Here is a 16,900-nt window from a genome sequence, read left to right as displayed (position 1 = left end):
CGCGTAAGTCCCGTGCTCGTGCAGGTCCGGCGCTCGCGCCAGGCCCTCAGGTCGGCGCAAGGGCCCGAGATCAGCGCACGGACCTCAGGTCAGCGCCAGACCCTCAGGTCAGGCAGTTCGCCAGGGGCTCGCCGCGCACCCAGCGCCCCACCTCCAGCGCCGCGATCGCCGCCGCCTTCTCGGCCACCGCCCGGCTCGCCCCGCCGAGGTGCGGGGTGAGGACCACCCGGTCCCGCAGGGCAGGCAGCCGTGAGTCGGCGGGCAGCGGCTCCCGCTCGTAGGTGTCCAGCGCCGCCGCCGACAGCCGGCCGCTCTCCAGCGCGTCGCACAGCGCGGCCTCGTCGAGCAGCGGGCCGCGCGCCACGTTCACCACCACCGAGCCCTCCGGCAGCAGCCCCAGCTCGCGGGCGCCGATCAGACCGCGGGTCTCGGCGGTGAGCCGGGCGTGCAGGGAGATCACGCGGGACCTGCGCAGGAGCTCGTCCAGCGAGGACAGGCGCAGACCGTGGATCTCGTGATGGTGCACATAAGGGTCGTAGACCATGACCTGCGCGCCGAACGCGCACAGCACGCGGGCCACCCGGCTGCCCACGGCGCCGTAGCCGACGAGCCCGACCGGCAGGTCCTCCAGCTCCAGACCGCTCTGTTCGTACGTGTAGTAGGCGGCGCCCTCCCAGCTGCCCCGCCCGGCCAGCGGGTCGTGGGCCTGGGGGATGCGGCGCAGGGCGGCCAGCATCATGCCGACGGTGAACTCGGTGGTGGCGGCGGCGTTGCGGCCGGGGGTGAAGCACACCCGGACGTCCCGGGTCTTGGCCGCGTCGAGGTTGACGTTCACCGGGCCGCCCCGGCACACGACGACCAGCCGCAGGTCCGGCGAGGCTTTCAGGACGCGTTCGGTGACCGGGCCCATCTGGGTGACCAGCACCTGGGCGTCGGCCAGCGCCTCGATCATCGCGTCCTCGGCGTCACTGGCCTCGGTGACCTCCGCGACCGGCCCGAAGGGCTCCAGGGGCCAGCCGAGCCGGAGGGGGCGCACCTCCACGGGCCGGTCGCCGACCGCGGCGGCAACCGCCCGCTCGATCAGCTCCGGCAGGACGAAGTGGTCACCGGCGGCCACCACTCGCAGGGTCTCGCTCATCGCAGGGCGTCTCCCGTCTCGGCGTCGACAACACGGGTGAGCCGGGGCGGCCCGGACCCGTTCGTTCCCATACCTGACCCATACCTGCCCACTACGAGCACGGAAGACCCGGTCGTCCCCCGCATGAGGTGAGAGGCTCGGAGCTCCGGTCACGACCTGCGGGAGGTTCCGGATCGTGCGTGCGGACGAGACATGGCTCGGGATCGATCTGGGGACGCAGAGCGTCCGCGTCCTGCTGGTGGCCGACGACGGCACCGTCCTCGGCGGCGGCTCCGCGCCGCTGGCCGGCCGGCGGGAGGGGGTGCGGCACGAGCAGGATCCCCGGCATTGGTGGGAGGCGGTGTGCGCCGCGTCCCGGACCGCGCTCGCCCCCCTGCCGGACGCCCGCGTCGGCGGCCTCGCCGTGTGCGGCACCTCCGGCACGGTCCTGCTCACCGACGGCTCGGGACGGCCCCTGACTTCCGCCCTGATGTACGACGACGGGCGGGCGGCGGACCGGGCGGCACGGCTGAGGGAGGCGGGGCTCGCGGTGCAGGACACCTGGGCGTTGCCGAAGGCGCTGTGGCTGGTGGAGGAGTACGGCGGCGAAGGGGCCCGGATCACCCACCAGCCCGACGTGATCACCGCCCGGCTGCTCGGCGGACCGGTGCCCACCGACTCCAGCCACGCCCTGAAGACGGCCTACGACGTGGAGGCCGAGGCCTGGCCGGAGGTGCCGGGACTGCCCACCGGCGCGCTGCCCGACGTCGTACGGCCCGGTACCCGCCTCGGCGAGGTCTGCCCGGCCGCCGCCGAGGTCACCGGCATCCCGGCCGGCACCCCCGTGATCGCCGGGATGACGGACGGGTGCGCGGCGCAGATCGCCTCGGGCGCCCTGCGGCACGGCTCCTGGAACTCGGTGCTCGGGACGACCCTCGTGCTCAAGGGCGCCGCTCCGGAGCCGGTCCGGGACGCCACCGGCGTGGTCTACAACCACCGTGCCCCGGACGGGACTTGGCTGCCCGGCGGGGCGTCCAGTGTGGGCGCCGGAGTGCTGACGGCACGCTTCGCCGACGCGGACCCCGCCGCCATGGACGAGCGGGCCGCCGCCTTCGAACCGTCCGGCGCGATCGCCTACCCCCTGGCGGCGCAGGGCGAACGCTTCCCCTTCCTGGCCCCGGACGCCACCGCCCTGCTGCTCGGCGATCCCGCCGACGACGCCGACCTGTGGGCCGCGCTGCTCCAGGGCGTCGCCTTCACCGAACGCCTGTGCCTGGACTACCTCCACCACCTGGGCGCCCCCCTCGACGGACCGCTCACCTTCACCGGCGGCGGCGCCCGCAGCGCCTACTGGAACCAGCTGCGCGCCGACGTCCTCGGCCGCCCGGCCCGCGTCCCCGAACAGACCGAACCGGCCCTGGGCATGGCCGCGTTGGCCGCCTACGGGACCGGATCCGCCGGGCCGGGCCTCGCCGACGTCGCCGAGCGCATGGCCCGCGTCCGCACGGTCCTCGCCCCCCGCCCCGACCGCACGGCCCGGTTCGCCGAGCCGTACGCCCGTCTCGTCGCCGAACTCACCGCCCGCGGCTGGCTCCCGGCCCCCGTGGCGGCCCACGCACGCGCCCGCCTGGACCGGGATACTGCACAGTCATGAGTACGACCTCCAGTACGGCCTCAGGTACGGCCTCCAGCACCCCCTCCAGCACGACCCTTCTGCTGGCCCGGCACGGGCAGACGATCTGGCACGCCGAGAACCGGTACGCCGGTGTGAGCGACATCGGGCTCACCGACGAGGGACGGGCCCAGGCCGAGGCCCTGGGCCGGTGGGCCGCCGCGAACCGGCCGGACGCGGTCTGGACCTCGCCCCTCTCCCGCGCGATCGCCACCGCCGAACCGGCCTGCCGTGCCCTCGGCCTCACCCCGTACCGCGAACCCGGCCTCAGGGAGTGCGACTTCGGCGTGCTGGAGGGCCGTACCCTCGCGGAGTTCGCCGCCGAGGTCCCCCAGGCGGCCGAGGCGTTCCGGGCGGACCCGGTGGCGTATCCCTTTCCCGATGCGGAGGACCCGCTCGAAGCCGCTTCCCGGGGAACCGCCGCCCTGCGCCGCATCGCCGCCGCCCACCCCGGTGACCGCGTCCTGGTGGTCGCCCACAACACCCTGCTCCGCCTGGTGCTGTGCACTCTGCTGTCGATCCCCGCCGGGGAGTACCGGCGCGTGTTCCCCCGGTTGCGCAACGCGGCCATCAGCGAACTCCGTGTGAACACCGACGGATCCGCAGCGCTCCTCTCCCTCAATGTGCCGTGCGAAACGGCACCTGCCGTAGCACCATGAGCCCATGACGGAGATCGACACCTCGGTACCGCACTCGGCCCGCATCTGGAACTACTGGCTGGGCGGCAAGGACAACTACCCCGTGGACGAGCTGGCCGGCGACGCCTACACCGCCGTTTTCCCCGGCATCTCCACCATCGCCCGCAGCAGCCGCGCCTTCCTCGGCCGCAGCATCCGCTACCTGGTCCAGGAGGCGGGCGTCCGCCAGTTCCTGGACGTCGGCACCGGGTTGCCCACGGTCGACAACACCCACGAGGTCGCCCAGCGCCACGCCCCCGAGTCCCGGATCGTCTACGTCGACAACGACCCGCTGGTCCTCGCCCACGCCCGCGCCCTGCTCACCTCCACACCCGAGGGTGCGACGGCGTACGAGGACATCAGCCTGTTCGAGCCCGCGCGGATCCTGGAGGCGGCCGGCCGGACGCTGGACCTGACCCGGCCGACCGCCCTGATCCTCAGCGGCATCCTCGGCCACGTCGACGGTCACGACCGGGCCCTCGACCTCGTGCGCGGCCTCCTGGCCGGTCTCCCCTCCGGCAGCTACCTCTCCGTCAACGACGGCTCCCGCGGCACCGACCCGGACTACGAACGGGCCCAGGACGCCTACAACGAGACCGGTGCCGTCCCCTACTTCCTGCGCCCGGTGGAGCAGATCGAGGCGTACTTCGAGGGCCTGGAGCTGGTGGAGCCCGGCGTGGTGTCGGTCCCGCTGTGGCGTCCGGAGCCCGGCACGAACCCGCCGCCGATCGGCCAGCACGGCGGACTGGCCCGCAAGCCGTAATCCCCGTACCGGCACGGGAAAGCCCCCGCGAGTCACGTCCTCGCGGGGGCTTCCTCATTTCCGCCTGCCGTCGTGAAGGGTGAGAAGACGATCACGAGGCAGGACGCTCAGGGGCGGCAGGGGGTGTCAGGGCGCCAGCAGGAGCACGTCCGCCCGGGACTTCGCCGCCTCGTAACGCCGGGCCACGTCCTGCCAGTTGACGACCTGCCACATCGCCTCGATGAAGTCGACCTTCTGGTTCTTGTACTGGAGGTAGAAGGCGTGCTCCCAGGCGTCGAAGACCAGAATCGGCACCGAACCCTGGCCGACGTTGCCCTGGTGGTCGTAGACCTGCTCGACGACCAGCCGCCCGCTGAGCGGCTCGTAGGCGAGCACACCCCAGCCGGAGCCCTGCGTGGTCGCGGCGGCCTTGGTCAACTGGGCCTTGAAGGCGGCGAACGACCCGAAGGACTCGGCGATGGCGTCCGCGAGCTCCCCCACGCCGTCGGCGGCGAGCGGCTCGCCGCCGCCCTCACCGGTCATGTTGTGCCAGTAGATGCTGTGCAGGATGTGCCCGGACAGATGGAACGCCAGGTTCTTCTCCAGGCCGTTGATCGACCCCCACGTCTCCTTGTCCCGGGCCTCCGCGAGTTGCTCCAACGTGTCGTTGGCCCCTTTGACATAGGCCGCGTGGTGCTTGTCGTGGTGCAGCTCGATGATCTCCGGGCTGATCACGGGGGCGAGCGCGGAGTAGTCGTAGGGCAGTTCAGGAAGCGTGTAGACGGGCATGACGGGATCCCCTCGAACCTCTTATTGCAAGCTACTTGCAACTACACGCTAGCAGCAAGAGGGTGGAGAGGCCCGCGTGGGCACGCACAACGTGATGCGGGCCGGTGGGAGGCGATCTACGATCGTTTGTCGTAGGAGAGGGGGCGGCCATGGGACCGGAGATCGCCGAGCTCGCACGGACCGCGGGGACGACGATGGTGACGCTGATGGCCGGCCAGGCCTGGGAGTCGGCCCGAGAGGGGCTGGTCTCCCTCTGGCAGCGCTTCCAGCCCGACCGCGCGGAGGCCGTCGGCGGTGAGCTGGAGGCCGCCCGCGACGACCTGCTGCTCGCCCAGCGGTCCGGCGACACCGACACCGAGGCCGAACTCGCCGCCGAATGGCAGGCCAGGGTCCGCCGGCTTCTGGTGGCCCGTCCCGAGGTCGCCGACGAACTCCGCCGCATCCTGGCGGAGTTGAGCCCCGCGCTCCCGGAGGACCGGCCCTCCGTCGACGTCCGCCTGCGCGCCGAGGTCTCCGGCAGCGGGCGCGTCTACCAGGCCGGCCGCGACCAGCACATCACCGAACGATGAGCGAACTCGGAGCGCGTGCCTCCGGCCAGGGGCGGATCTTCCAGACCTCCGGCGACCAGTACATAGAGGAGCACCACCACCACTACGACGCCGGCGCCGGCCCGCTCTTCGGCCGCGAGGTCGTGCCGACCGCGTCCATGGCGGGTCCGGCGGCCCCCGACTCCGTCCGCATGCCCCTGGTCGGCCGCGCCCCGGGCGTCCTCCGCAACCGCGAGGAGCTCCGCGAGGCGCTGGGCGCCGCCGTCGCCGGGCCCGGCGGTGACATCCACGTCGTCCACGGCATGGGTGGCTGCGGCAAGACCGCCCTGGCGTACTGGCTCTTCACCTCGGCCGTCCGCGACCACGGCCGCGTCGGCTTCTGGGTCAACGCCTCCGAACGCATGTCCCTGCGGGCCGGGATGCTGGCGGTCGCGGGCGACCGGGGCGCGGCGCCGGGCGAGTTGGCCGCCGCGGCGGCCGGGCAGCGCGCCGCGGCCGACCTGGTCTGGCACTACCTCGACCACTCACCCGACCCCTGGCTCCTCGTCCTCGACAACGCCGACGACCCGACGGTCCTGGAGGACGGGGCGTGGCTGCGGGCCAGCGGGCAAGGAGTGGTCCTCGTCACCACCCGGCACGCCACGTCCCCGCTCTGGCGGACCCCGGGGACCGCCCGACACCCCCTGGGCGTCCTCCCCCTGGACGACGCGGCCCAGGTCCTGTGCGACCTGGCCCCGGACGCGGGCGACCTCTCCTCGGCCCGCAAGGTCGCCGAGCGGTTGGGCCGTCTCCCCCTGGCCCTGACCCTGGCCGGGTCCCATCTCGCCCACCAACTCCTGGAGTCCTGGTCCATGGACGAGTACGACCGCAAGCTGGGGGAGGAGTCGACGGCGATCGTCGACGCCGGCGCGTCCGGATACGGCGGCGGCCACTCACGCCATCTGGTGGGCCGCACCTGGCAGTTGTCCCTGGACGCGCTGGCGGGACAGGGGGTGCCGGAGGCGACCACCCTGCTGCGGCTGCTGTCGTTCCTGGCGGCGGACCCGGTACCGCTCGGCGTCCTGGCGCCGGTGGCACGCGGGCAGGTCGTTGCCGAAGGACTGGAACCCGCCCTGGCGGCAGGGAGGTTGGAACCCGCGTTGCGCGCGCTGCTCGATCACTCGCTGGCCGAGTTGGTCGAGGTGGACGGCGTTCGGTGCGTGCGGGTGCACGGAGTGCTGCTGGACAGCGTGGCGGCCGGCGTGCCGGCAGGGCAGCGAGCCGCTGTCGGGGAGACGGTGACTCGGCTGCTGGAGGGGGTGGTGCCCGAGCAGGGACTGGAGTCGCCCGGCACGCGCAGGCTGCTGGCTCTGCTGGCGCCGCACGCTTCGGCGGTGCTGGCGACGGCGCCGGGCGAGCGGACCGCCGCGCTGGCCGTCCATGTCCTGTGGCAGGTCTTCGAGTCGGGGGAGTACCCGGCCGTGCTGGCCCTCGCCCCGGGGATCGCCGACCGGGTCGAGGCCCTCCTGGGCATGCGGCACCGAGTGGCGCTGGATGCCAGGGACGTGGAGGGCAGGGCCCTGTTCCGCATGGGCCGCTACACGGAGTCCGAGGCGCTGCACCGTCGAGTCCTCGCGCGGCGGGACCAGCTCCTGGGCGCCGATCATCCGGATACGCTGCGCAGTTGCCTCGGCCTGTTGATGCCGCTCGCCGTGCTCGGCCGAACCGAGGAGGCCGAACAGTGGTCCCGCCGGGCCCTCGAAGGACAGCGGAGAGTCCTCGGCGAGGACTCTCCGGAGACGCTGTACACCTGGACGACCCTGGTCGAACTGCTGGCCGACGCGCGCAAGGTGGAGGAGTTCGAGGAACAGGCCCACGCGCTCGTCAGCGCCTGCGAGCGCGCCCTCCCGCCGGACCATTCCACGACGGTGCTGGCCCGGCACTGTCACGCCGGAGGCCTGCACGACCTGGGACGGTACGAGGAGGCGGAGCCGCTGGCCCGCCATGTGCTGGCCGACTGGACCCGTATCCGAGGCGGTGACCACCCCCGCACGCTGGCCGCCCTCACCCTCACCGCGCAAGTCGCCCAGGGCCTGGGGCGAACCGAGGAGGCCGTGCGCATGCTCGGGGAGGCCACCGAGCGACGCGAACGGGTACTCGGCCCCGACCACCCGTTCGTCGTGCAGAACCGCCAGTGGCTCACCGCCTGGAGAGGCGGCACCGGGCGCTGATCAACTCCCCGCGGCCTCCCGGGCCCGCTGCCACCCGTACCCCACCCCCGCCAGCACCGCCGTCATCCCCCCGGTCCAATACAACTGCACCCGAGTCCCCGGCTCCCGGGCCATCAGCACGAACACCGCGACCATCCCCGCCATCGCCACCCACGTCAGCACGGGAAACGCCCACATCCGCACCGCGAGCCGCTCCGGCGCCTCCCGTTCCAGCCGGCGCCGCAGCCGCAGCTGGGAGACGGCGATGAAGAACCAGACGACGAGGATGACCGCGCCGATCATGTTGAGGAGCCAGGGGAAGACGTCGTCGGGACGCCAGTAGCTGAGGACGACGCACACGAAACCGAAGACGCTGGACGCCAGCACGGCGAACCGCGGCACCCCGCCGGAGACCTGGCCCAGGACCTTGGGGCCCTGCCCCCGGGCGACCAGGGAGTAGGCGATGCGCGAGGCACCGTAGATGTTGGCGTTCATGGCGCTCAACAACGCGACCAGGACCACCACGTTCATCAGCTGACCCGCCCCCGGGATGCCGAGGGAGTCGAGCGCGGCGACGTAGGGGCCCTTGGAGACGACGGCCGGGGAGTCCCAGGGGACGAGGGTCACGATGACGGCCATGGAGCCGATGTAGAAGAGGGCGATGCGCCACATCGCGGTGCGGACCGCGCCCGCCACACCCCGCACCGGATCCTCGGACTCGGCCGCCGCGATGGTGACGGTCTCCAGCCCGCCGTAGGCGAAGACGGAGGCGAGGAGGCCGACGAGCAGACCGTCCGTGCCGTTGGGCAGGAAGTCGGCCAGGTGGGCGGTGCCCGGGGCGTCCGTGCCGGGCAGGATCCCGGCGATCGCGAGTACGCCGAGCACCAGGAACAGCGAGATCGCCCCGACCTTCAGGGCCGCGAACCAGAACTCGAACTCGCCGAAGTTCTTCACCGCGGCGAGGTTCGCCCCGCAGAACAGCAGCATGAACAGCGCCACCCAGGCCCACTCGGGCGTCCCCGGCAGCCAGCCGGTCACGATCTTCGCCGCGCCGATCCCTTCGAGGCCGACGGCCGTGCAGAGCAGGACCCAGAAGGACCAGCCGGCGGTGAAGCCCGCCCAGGGCCCGATCGCGCGCTCGGCGTGCGCGGAGAAGGAACCGGAGGACGGATACGCGGCCGACATCTCGCCGAGCATCCGCATCACCAGCATCACGAGGAGGCCGGACAGGACGTAGGCGATCACGATCGACGGACCGGCGGCCGCGATACCGGCGCCGGAGCCGACGAACAGTCCGGCGCCGATGACCCCGCCGAGGGCGATCATCGACAGGTGGCGCTGCTTGAGACCGTGGGAGAGCGAGGCGTCGGACTCGCGCGGAGTGCTGACGGTGGTGCTGGGCATGGGCGCGGCTCGTCCAATGCGTGAGAAGGGCAAAAACGCCCACAGTCTACGGCGCCGGACGCGCACCGGTCGCTCGGGCGAATTGGCGGAACCTTACAGATGCCCCCGACGGCCTCCCCGTAGCCTGCGCCACCCCACCTCAGTGACCGGCGTCACGCCGTACCGCGTGTAACCCGCATTCTTTGTCCGGAGCCCACCAAGCCGCCGTTCCCCGCTTTGTCGGGCGGTGACGGTGTCCGCGTCAAGGGCCCCGGGGTAGCGTCTCGGTGTCCCTTGCCGCTCACACCCTCGCGGAGACCTCATGACCACCGCCGTCGCCCCCGCCCGCACCGGCCAGGTCCTCGCCGACCTGCTGCCCGCCTCCCGTGTCCGGGACGTCGCGCTCGTCATGGGTGGCGCCGCGCTCACCGGCCTCGCCGCGCAGATCGCGGTGCCCGTGCCGGGCTCCCCGGTGCCGGTGACCGGCCAGACCTTCGCCGCGCTGCTGGTCGGCACCAGCCTCGGCGCCCGCCGCGGGGTCGCCGCGCTCGCCGTCTACGCGATGGCCGGTCTCGCCGGGGTGCCGTGGTTCGCGAACGGCACCTCCGGGATCTCCGTCTCCTTCGGCTACATCCTCGGCATGATCCTCGCCTCCGCCGCCGTGGGCGCCCTGGCCCGCCGCGGCGCCGACCGCTCGATGCTCCGCACGGCGGGCGCGATGCTGCTGGGCGAGGCGGTCATCTACGCCGTCGGCGTCCCGTACCTGGCCTACGCCGCCGACATGTCCCTGTCCGCCGCGATCGCGGCCGGCCTCACCCCGTTCCTGATCGGCGACGCCGTCAAGGCCGCCCTGGCGATGGGCCTGCTGCCCACCGCCTGGAAGCTCCTCAAGCGCTGAGCGAGCCGTTCCCGCGGAAGAGGTTCGCCGGGTCGTACCACGACTTCACCCCGGCGAGCCTCTTCCGCGTTTCGTCGTCGTACAGCCCCTCGGCCCGATCACCCGCTCCGAACGCGAAGTTGACCGACCGGCCCAGCGTGTCCGGCCCGAAGGGCGCGAAGGCCGGATCGAGCAGCGCACGAGCCGCCTCCCGCCCGCCCACGGCCAACAGCCGTACCAGGAAACGCCCTTCGCGATACGGCACCGAGTTCGGCGCGGGCCGCGCCAGCGCCCCGCCCAGATGATGGAGCTGTACGACGACCATGGCCCCGGCGTCCGGACCGGTACGGGCGAGCAGCTCGCCCGCCGCCGCGACGTCCAGCTCGCCCAGCACCGCGCTGTCCCCGTAGTACGCGTGCGGGACATCCGGGTCGCTGTGGATGGTGTGGCTCTCGGAGTACGGCATCTCCCGCAGCGAGTCGGCGAGCGCCGGCCTCACCTCCCGCAGCGGGGCGACCAGCCGCTCCCCGTCGGTCCCGGTGTACGCCACCCGCACGGAGACGACGTACCGCCCCCGCAGTCGCGGCGGCAGCGCCGGGAGGTCCGGATACGGTACGGCGGCGAAGGACGAGGTCAGCCCCTCCGGCACGGTCCGCGTCCACTCCTCGTACGCCCGCAGCACGGCCGCCGGGTCGACCTGGCGGCCGTCGAACGCGAGCGAGCCGCCGAACAGCCGCCGCACGGGGACCAGGCCGATCTCCAGTTCCGTGACGACACCGAGGCCGTGACCGCCGCCGAGGAGCGCCCAGTACAGCTCGGGGTCCGAGTCGAGGGTCACGTGGCGTGGCCGGCCGTCGGCGGTGACGACGTCGAGGGCGCGTACATGGTCGGCCGCATAGCCGAACTCCCGGGCCAGGATGCCGAGTCCACCGCCGAGCGTGTACGAGACGGCGCCGACGGACGGGGCCGAGCCGTTGAGCGGGGCCAGTCCGTGCGGTGCGGCGGCCGCCACCACCTTGCCCCAGCGGACGCCCGCCCGGACGCGGGCGGTGCGGGCCTCGGGGTCGACGTGGACGCCGTCCATGCGCCCGGTCGTGATCAGTACGCCGCCCTCCGGCCCGCCGGGCAGGCCGTGCCCGGTGGCCTGGACGTCGATCGGCAGGTTCCACGCGGCCGCGTACCGCACCGCGGTGACCACGTCGTCGGCGGAGCGTGCGGCGACCACCAGCTCGGGGCGCCGGACGAAACCCGTCTGGAATCCGGCGAGTTCGTCGTCGTAGCGGGGGTCGCCGGGGCGGAGGACGTGCAGGTCGGCGAAGTCGGTAGAGGTGTTCATGCGGCCGAGGATGGGTGCATAACCTGACAACTGCCGTCAGGTTATGCACCCATCCTTCAGTGGGTTCCTCCAGCGGTTTCCTTCTGTGCGGGTCAGCCCTCCGGCCGGGTGGCCGGTCGCCGCTGCGACCACCACAGACCGGCCGCTCCCGCGGCCATCAGCGCCGCGCCCGCCGCACCGAGCGGCAGGACGTCACGCACCGGACCGGTCCTGGGGAGTTCCTTGGTGTCGCCCGGTGCGTCGCCGCCCGGGGCCACCGGCTTGTTGTCGGTGCCGAGCAGCAGCGGGGTGGCGGGGGCGTTCGGCGACGGGTTCGTCGTACCGAACGGAACCGGACCCTGCTGCCAGAACGTCTTCTTTCCGTCGCTGGTCTGCACCGGCAGACAGATCTTTCCGGTCTTGCCCAGGTCGTAGGTCGCATCCACGGCGTACGACTTCGAAGCACCGGCGGCGAGATTGTCGATGGGGCAGGCGAAACCGCTGTTCGAGCCCTCCGGCAGATCCTTTTTGTCAATCGGAGAGCAGCCTTGAACATTCTTGACCGTGAGGCCGTCGAAACCGACGACCAAGAGCCTGATCTTTCCGCTGTCCTTGGTCCCCTCGTTCTTCACCGTGGCGGTGATATCGGTTTCTTCCGAGCTGTTGTCCACCGAGATCTTCTCGGGCAGCAGCGTGGTCAGCTTCACGCCTGCGGGTGCCTCGTCAACGGCCTTTCCCCCCTTGCTGCTCCCGGGCCCCTCGTCAGCCGCGCTGGCGGTGAAGGAAAGGATCATCACCGCCGAAAAGGATGCGGTGACCAGCGATCCCGCGATGGTCGTCGTACGACGAGAACTCATGTTCGTCCCCCTTGGCTGCGCCTGAATTCGCAGTACTTGAAGAGGTACCACAAGATTTCTCCGCACTATGCTGGTACGGCGCGAAGTGTGACCATTGTGTTTCAATCGGGAAGGCATTGAGGGGGGTGCAGCGGATTGCCGGGGAATAGGGAAGGCGTGGGAAACACGGGGAACGCGGGAAACGCGGGAGTCGGGGGGAACACGAGGAGCGGCGGAGTGCCGGGACTCCTGGTGACGGGACGCTATCGCCTGGTCGAAAGTATCGGCCAGGGGGGAATGGGGCGGGTGTGGCGTGCCGCCGACGAGATACTCGACCGGCAGGTCGCCGTCAAGGAGATGCGCATAGACGGCCTCGACGCCGAGGACGCCCGCACCCGCCGCGAACGCACCCTGCGCGAGGCCAGGGCGACGGCCCGCATCGACCACCCGAACGTCGTGCGCATCTACGACGTCGTGGACGAGGGCGAACGCCTGTGGATCGTCATGGAGTTGGTCTCCGGCCGCTCCCTCGAACGCATCATGGCGGAGGACGGCCCCCTCGGCCCGCGGGAGACCGCACACCTCGGACTCGGCCTCGTGGAGGCACTGCGCCAAGTGCATGCCCGCGGGGTCCTGCACCGCGACATCAAACCCGGGAACGTCCTGGTGGAGAACGGCGGCCGCCGTATCGTCCTCACCGACTTCGGCATCGCCGCGATGCAGGACGCCAAGGCGCTCACCATGGTCGGCATGCTCGTCGGCTCGCCCGACTACATGGCCCCCGAGCGGGTCTCCGGCCGCCCCCAGGGCCCGCCGTCCGACGTGTGGTCCCTCGGCGCGACACTCTGCGCGGCCCTCAACGGCCGGTCCCCGTTCTCCCGCGACACCACCCTCGCCACCCTCCACGCCGTCCTCTACGAGGAGCCCGAACTCCCCACCACCACCGGCCCCCTCCGCGACATCCTCGCCGCCCTCCTGGAGAAGGACCCCGAGGTCCGCCCCGGCCTGTCCGACCTGGAGGCGTCCCTACGGCCGCTCGCGTATCCGGCGCCGACACCGACGGTCCAGGTGGGGGGAGGGGTGGAAGCGGGGCCGGGGGAGGAACGCGCAGGTTCTGGTCCTGGTCCTGGTCTTGCTCCTGGTTCTGGTTCCGGTTCTGCGGAGGGGAGGGTTTCCGAGACGGGAGCTCCGGGGACCGCTGTTCCGGAAGCAGGCCCGGCGGCCCCGACGGGTGTACCGGAGGCATCCGCCACGCCGGAGGAGTCCGCCGCGCCGTGGGCAGCCCACGCGAGGGGTCCGCAGGATCCGCCCGAGTCGTTCGAGTCGGCCGGCGCGTCCGCCTCCCCCGAGTCGCCCGAGCCGTCGACATCACCGGAGCCGCCGGAGGCAACCGCACCGACGTCCGGCGACACCCGTTCCCTCCGCGTGCCGCGCGACCTGAGGGGGCCGGCACCGGAGCCCGAGCCCGAGTCTCAGCCGGAACCAGAAGCGGAGCCCATCCAGGACGCGATACCGGACCCGCGACCGGACCCGCGACCGGACCTGGACCCGCCCCCGGCGCCCTCCACCCCTCTCGCCGAGCCTTCACCCCTGTCGGCGCACCCCCTGAACGCATCCACCGAGGCGGTCTCGGAGGGGCGTTCGGAGACCCGTTCCCAGATCCCGTCGGGCACTTCTGAGCGCACCGCGCCGGGCACGGGTACCGGCGTCTCGTTGACCCGCGCGGAGGCGGAGACCGAGAGCCGCCCAGCGCCCGTCCCGGCACTCACGCCCACCCCCGGCCGCACCCCCGACGCCCCGTTCTCCCTGGGCCCCCATCCCCTGAACCCGCCCTCAGGCGAACTCCCCGGCCCCGCCGTGCCGGCCGGCACCCCGCGGAGGGGTACGCGCCGGACGGCTCTCATAGCGGCCGTGGGCGTGGTCACCGCGGGTGCCGTCGTCGCGATCGTGCTGGCGGCGACGGCCGGGTCGCCGGACGACACCAGGGCGGGATCCTCGCCGTCGGCCTCGCAGCCGGTGTCCTCCGCCACCGGCGGCAGTCCGTCGCCCACGGTGGAGGGCACGTCACGGCCGCAGAGCCTGCCGCCGGGCGCGCACCGGGAGGCGGGCGGGTTCGCGTGGACGACCCCCGAGGGCTGGCGCCGGGACGTGAAGACGGGGGCGGAGGTGCACTACACCTCCCCGGACGGCAAACAGGAACTCGCCGCCAAGTCCGCCCTCGCCCGCGGCGACCTGATGGAGACCTGGGAGACCTCGGAGCAGAACGCCCGCCAGGGCCAGGACTACCGGAAGATCCGCCTGGAGAGGACGACGTTCCGCGGCCAGGAGGCCGTCGTATGGGAGTACACCTTCACGCTCAAGGGAGTCGCCTGGCACGCGCAGTTGCTCGGCTTCAACGAGAACGGCAAGTCGTACCAGATCAACACCTGGTACCAGCCGGACGTGGAGGAACAGGCACTCAAGACCTACGGCGAGGTCAGGGACAGCTTCACGGTGCTCTGAACAGCACGGCGGGGCCCCGCACACAGGGCCCCGCCGAGGGAAAGAACAAGAAGGATGGGTGAGCCGCCCGCTCAGACCTTGCTGGTCTCGCGCTCGCCGTCGTCCAGCTTCTGCGCGCCGCCCTTGGCCTTCTCCTTCAGGTAGGCGATGAGGAGCACGATCGCCGCGACGAGCAGGGACAGCAGCACGGTCGTGCGCCCGTCGTGCTCGGTGTCGGTCAGCATGTAGCCCAGGACGAAGATGATCAGCGCGGCCGTCGCCCAGGTCAGGTAGGGGTACAGCCACATCTTCACGACGAGCTTCTCCGGCGCCTCGGCCTGGATGATCTTCCGCATCCGCAGCTGCGAGAAGCAGATGACCAGCCAGACGAACAGGGCGACCGCACCGGAGGAGTTGACGAGGAAGAGGAAGACCGTGTCCGGGGACAGGTAGTTGAAGAACACCGCGACGAAGCCGAACACCACGGACGCGAGGATCGCCGCCATCGGCACGCCCCGGCTGTTGGTCCGGGCGAAGGCCTTGGGCGCGTCGCCGCGCTGGCCGAGCGAGAAGGCCATGCGGGAGGCCGTGTAGAGGCCGGAGTTCAGACAGGACAGCACCGAGGTCAGCACGATGAAGTTCATGATCTGACCGGCGTGCGCGATACCGAGGGAGTCGAGTGCCGCGACGTAGGAGCCGTCGTCGGTGATGGACTTGCTGTCCCAGGGCAGCAGGGTGACCACGACGAAGATCGAGCCGAGGTAGAAGACGGCGACGCGCCAGATGATGCTGTTGGTGGCCTTGGTGACGGCCTGCTGCGGGTTCTCCGACTCGCCGGCCGCGAGGGTGGCGATCTCGCTGCCCATGAAGGAGAAGACGACGAGCAGCACACCGGTGAGGATCGCTCCGGCACCGTGGGGCAGGAATCCGCCGTGCTCGGTGAGGTTGCTCAGCCCGGCCTGGTCACTGTCGACACCCGGCAGCAGCCCGAACACGGCCAGCCCGCCGATGACGATGAACGCGGCGATCGCGACGACCTTGATACCGGCGAACCAGAACTCGAACTCGCCGTAGGAGCCCACCGAGACGAGGTTGGTGGCGGTCAGTACGACCATCACGATCAGCGCCCACGCCCACTGCGGCACCGCCGGTATCCAGCCCTCCAGGATCACCGCACCGGCGGTCGCCTCGACCGCCAGTACCACCACCCAGAAGAACCAGTACAGCCAGCCGATGGAGAACCCGGCCCAGGGCCCGAGCGCCCGGTCGGCGTGCGCGGAGAACGAACCCGACGTCGGATTCGCCGCGGACATCTCACCGAGCATCCGCATCACCAGCACCACGAGCGTGCCGACGAGTGCGTACGACAGCAGGATGCCGGGTCCCGCGGTGGCGATACCGGAGCTGGATCCGACGAACAGCCCGGCCCCGATGACGCCGCCGATGGCGATCATCGAGAGGTGACGGTTCTTGAGTCCTGCCTGGAGGCCACCGCCGGGTTCACCGGGGTCTCCGGGGGTGTGACCAGCCTTGGGGAGGGTCGGCTGCGAGGTCATAGGACGGATTTCCTTTGCGCCGGTTGAGCTCTTCCCCGCACGAGCGGAGCACGGGGCGTACGAATCGGTCCAGTGAATCCGAGGTAAAGGAATTCTTGAACCTTTGAATCCAGATCGTTACTTGAGCTTTTCCTGAGGTTTCGTGGTGTTGCCCACAGTTTTCCGGGTCGGCCCCCGAGGCTGCTGCCCGGAAACACGCGTGTCACACTCATCCCATGCGCGTGTATCTCGGCTCCGACCATGCGGGCTTCGAACTCAAGAACCACCTCGTCGACTGGCTCAAGGCGGCCGGTCACGACCCCGTCGACTGCGGCCCCCACATCTACGACGCCCAGGACGACTACCCGCCCTTCTGCCTCCGCGCCGCCGAGCGCACGGCCGCCGACCCGGACTCCCTCGGCATCGTGATCGGCGGCTCCGGCAACGGCGAGCAGATCGCCGCGAACAAGGTGAAGGGCGTCCGCGCGGCCCTCGCCTGGAGCGAGGAGACCGCCTCCCTCGGCCGCCAGCACAACAACGCCAACGTCATCGCGGTCGGCGCCCGCATGCACACCCAGGACGAGGCGACCAGGTTCGTCGAGACCTTCCTCGACACCCCCTTCTCCGGCGACGACCGCCACATCCGCCGCATCGACATGCTCGCCGCCTACGAGTCCACGGGCGACCTCCCCCCGATCCCGCCCCACCACCCCCAGCAGTAACCCCACCCAGACCGGAA

Annotated in this window: 14 protein-coding genes; 8 read left to right on the top strand and 6 right to left on the bottom strand. The window is 71.7% G+C overall.

What is annotated here, in order from left to right; all coding sequences use genetic code 11:
• Positions 1-103: 103 nt before the first annotated feature.
• Positions 104-1,138 carry a 2-hydroxyacid dehydrogenase gene (locus tag K4B79_RS17245; RefSeq protein WP_232027487.1) on the bottom strand — a complete coding sequence of 345 codons (1,035 nt, stop codon included), beginning with the start codon at positions 1,136-1,138 and terminating at the stop codon, positions 104-106.
• 175 nt (positions 1,139-1,313) lie between these two features.
• On the opposite strand from K4B79_RS17245, the gene K4B79_RS17240 reads away from it, so the two are divergent.
• From K4B79_RS17240 to K4B79_RS17230, 3 genes are read left to right on the top strand one after another with little or no spacing between them, the layout of a single operon-like run.
• Entirely contained in the window at positions 1,314-2,771 is a 1,458-nt protein-coding gene (locus K4B79_RS17240; RefSeq protein ID WP_374208477.1) for an FGGY-family carbohydrate kinase, read from the top strand.
• Positions 2,768-3,448, top strand: coding sequence for a histidine phosphatase family protein (locus tag K4B79_RS17235; RefSeq protein WP_232027485.1), 681 nt, complete (start codon positions 2,768-2,770; stop codon positions 3,446-3,448). Before K4B79_RS17240 ends, K4B79_RS17235 begins: the two co-directional genes overlap by 4 nt.
• Positions 3,449-3,452: 4 nt before the next feature.
• The gene (locus K4B79_RS17230; RefSeq protein ID WP_232027483.1) at positions 3,453-4,229 is read left to right on the top strand and encodes an SAM-dependent methyltransferase; all 777 of its coding nucleotides are present in this window, start codon (positions 3,453-3,455) and stop codon (positions 4,227-4,229) included.
• 126 nt (positions 4,230-4,355) lie between these two features.
• Here the strand turns inward: K4B79_RS17230 and K4B79_RS17225 are convergent, their stop codons facing one another.
• Positions 4,356-4,997, bottom strand: a complete 642-nt coding sequence (locus K4B79_RS17225) for a superoxide dismutase (RefSeq protein ID WP_232027481.1) — start codon at positions 4,995-4,997, stop codon at positions 4,356-4,358.
• A gap of 149 nt (positions 4,998-5,146) precedes the next feature.
• On the opposite strand from K4B79_RS17225, the gene K4B79_RS17220 reads away from it, so the two are divergent.
• Both K4B79_RS17220 and K4B79_RS17215 read left to right on the top strand, forming a co-directional pair.
• Positions 5,147-5,566, top strand: a complete 420-nt coding sequence (locus K4B79_RS17220) for a hypothetical protein (RefSeq protein WP_232027479.1) — start codon at positions 5,147-5,149, stop codon at positions 5,564-5,566.
• On the top strand, positions 5,563-7,755 hold the full coding sequence (locus K4B79_RS17215; protein ID WP_232027477.1) for a tetratricopeptide repeat protein: 2,193 nt from the start codon (positions 5,563-5,565) through the stop codon (positions 7,753-7,755). Before K4B79_RS17220 ends, K4B79_RS17215 begins: the two co-directional genes overlap by 4 nt.
• Here the strand turns inward: K4B79_RS17215 and K4B79_RS17210 are convergent, their stop codons facing one another.
• Positions 7,756-9,138, bottom strand: a complete 1,383-nt coding sequence (locus tag K4B79_RS17210) for an amino acid permease (protein ID WP_232027475.1) — start codon at positions 9,136-9,138, stop codon at positions 7,756-7,758.
• A gap of 301 nt (positions 9,139-9,439) precedes the next feature.
• Here K4B79_RS17210 and K4B79_RS17205 point away from each other — a divergent pair, with 301 nt between their 5' ends.
• Positions 9,440-10,015: a biotin transporter BioY gene (locus tag K4B79_RS17205; RefSeq protein WP_232027473.1), complete on the top strand. Its 576-nt coding sequence runs from the start codon at positions 9,440-9,442 to the stop codon at positions 10,013-10,015.
• Here the strand turns inward: K4B79_RS17205 and K4B79_RS17200 are convergent.
• Together K4B79_RS17200 and K4B79_RS17195 are read right to left on the bottom strand one after the other, a co-directional pair.
• A complete protein-coding gene (locus K4B79_RS17200; protein WP_232027472.1) occupies positions 10,005-11,330 on the bottom strand; it encodes an FAD-binding oxidoreductase in 1,326 nt (441 codons plus the stop codon). The two genes, K4B79_RS17205 and K4B79_RS17200, sit on opposite strands and share 11 nt — an antisense overlap.
• Positions 11,331-11,422: 92 nt before the next feature.
• On the bottom strand, positions 11,423-12,166 hold the full coding sequence (locus K4B79_RS17195; RefSeq protein WP_232027471.1) for a hypothetical protein: 744 nt from the start codon (positions 12,164-12,166) through the stop codon (positions 11,423-11,425).
• 276 nt (positions 12,167-12,442) lie between these two features.
• Here K4B79_RS17195 and K4B79_RS17190 point away from each other — a divergent pair, with 276 nt between their 5' ends.
• Positions 12,443-14,647, top strand: a complete 2,205-nt coding sequence (locus tag K4B79_RS17190; RefSeq protein ID WP_232027616.1) for a serine/threonine-protein kinase — start codon at positions 12,443-12,445, stop codon at positions 14,645-14,647.
• A gap of 71 nt (positions 14,648-14,718) precedes the next feature.
• Here the strand turns inward: K4B79_RS17190 and K4B79_RS17185 are convergent, their stop codons facing one another.
• Positions 14,719-16,182, bottom strand: coding sequence for an amino acid permease (locus K4B79_RS17185; RefSeq protein ID WP_232027470.1), 1,464 nt, complete (start codon positions 16,180-16,182; stop codon positions 14,719-14,721).
• A 215-nt stretch (positions 16,183-16,397) separates the two neighbouring features.
• Here K4B79_RS17185 and K4B79_RS17180 point away from each other — a divergent pair, with 215 nt between their 5' ends.
• A complete protein-coding gene (locus K4B79_RS17180; protein WP_232027469.1) occupies positions 16,398-16,883 on the top strand; it encodes a ribose-5-phosphate isomerase in 486 nt (161 codons plus the stop codon).
• Positions 16,884-16,900 lie beyond the last annotated feature (17 nt).

Source organism: Streptomyces lincolnensis (genome assembly GCF_021173675.1).
Lineage (GTDB): Bacteria > Actinomycetota > Actinomycetes > Streptomycetales > Streptomycetaceae > Streptomyces > Streptomyces lincolnensis_B.
This window is presented reverse-complemented; position numbering and strand designations above follow the sequence as displayed.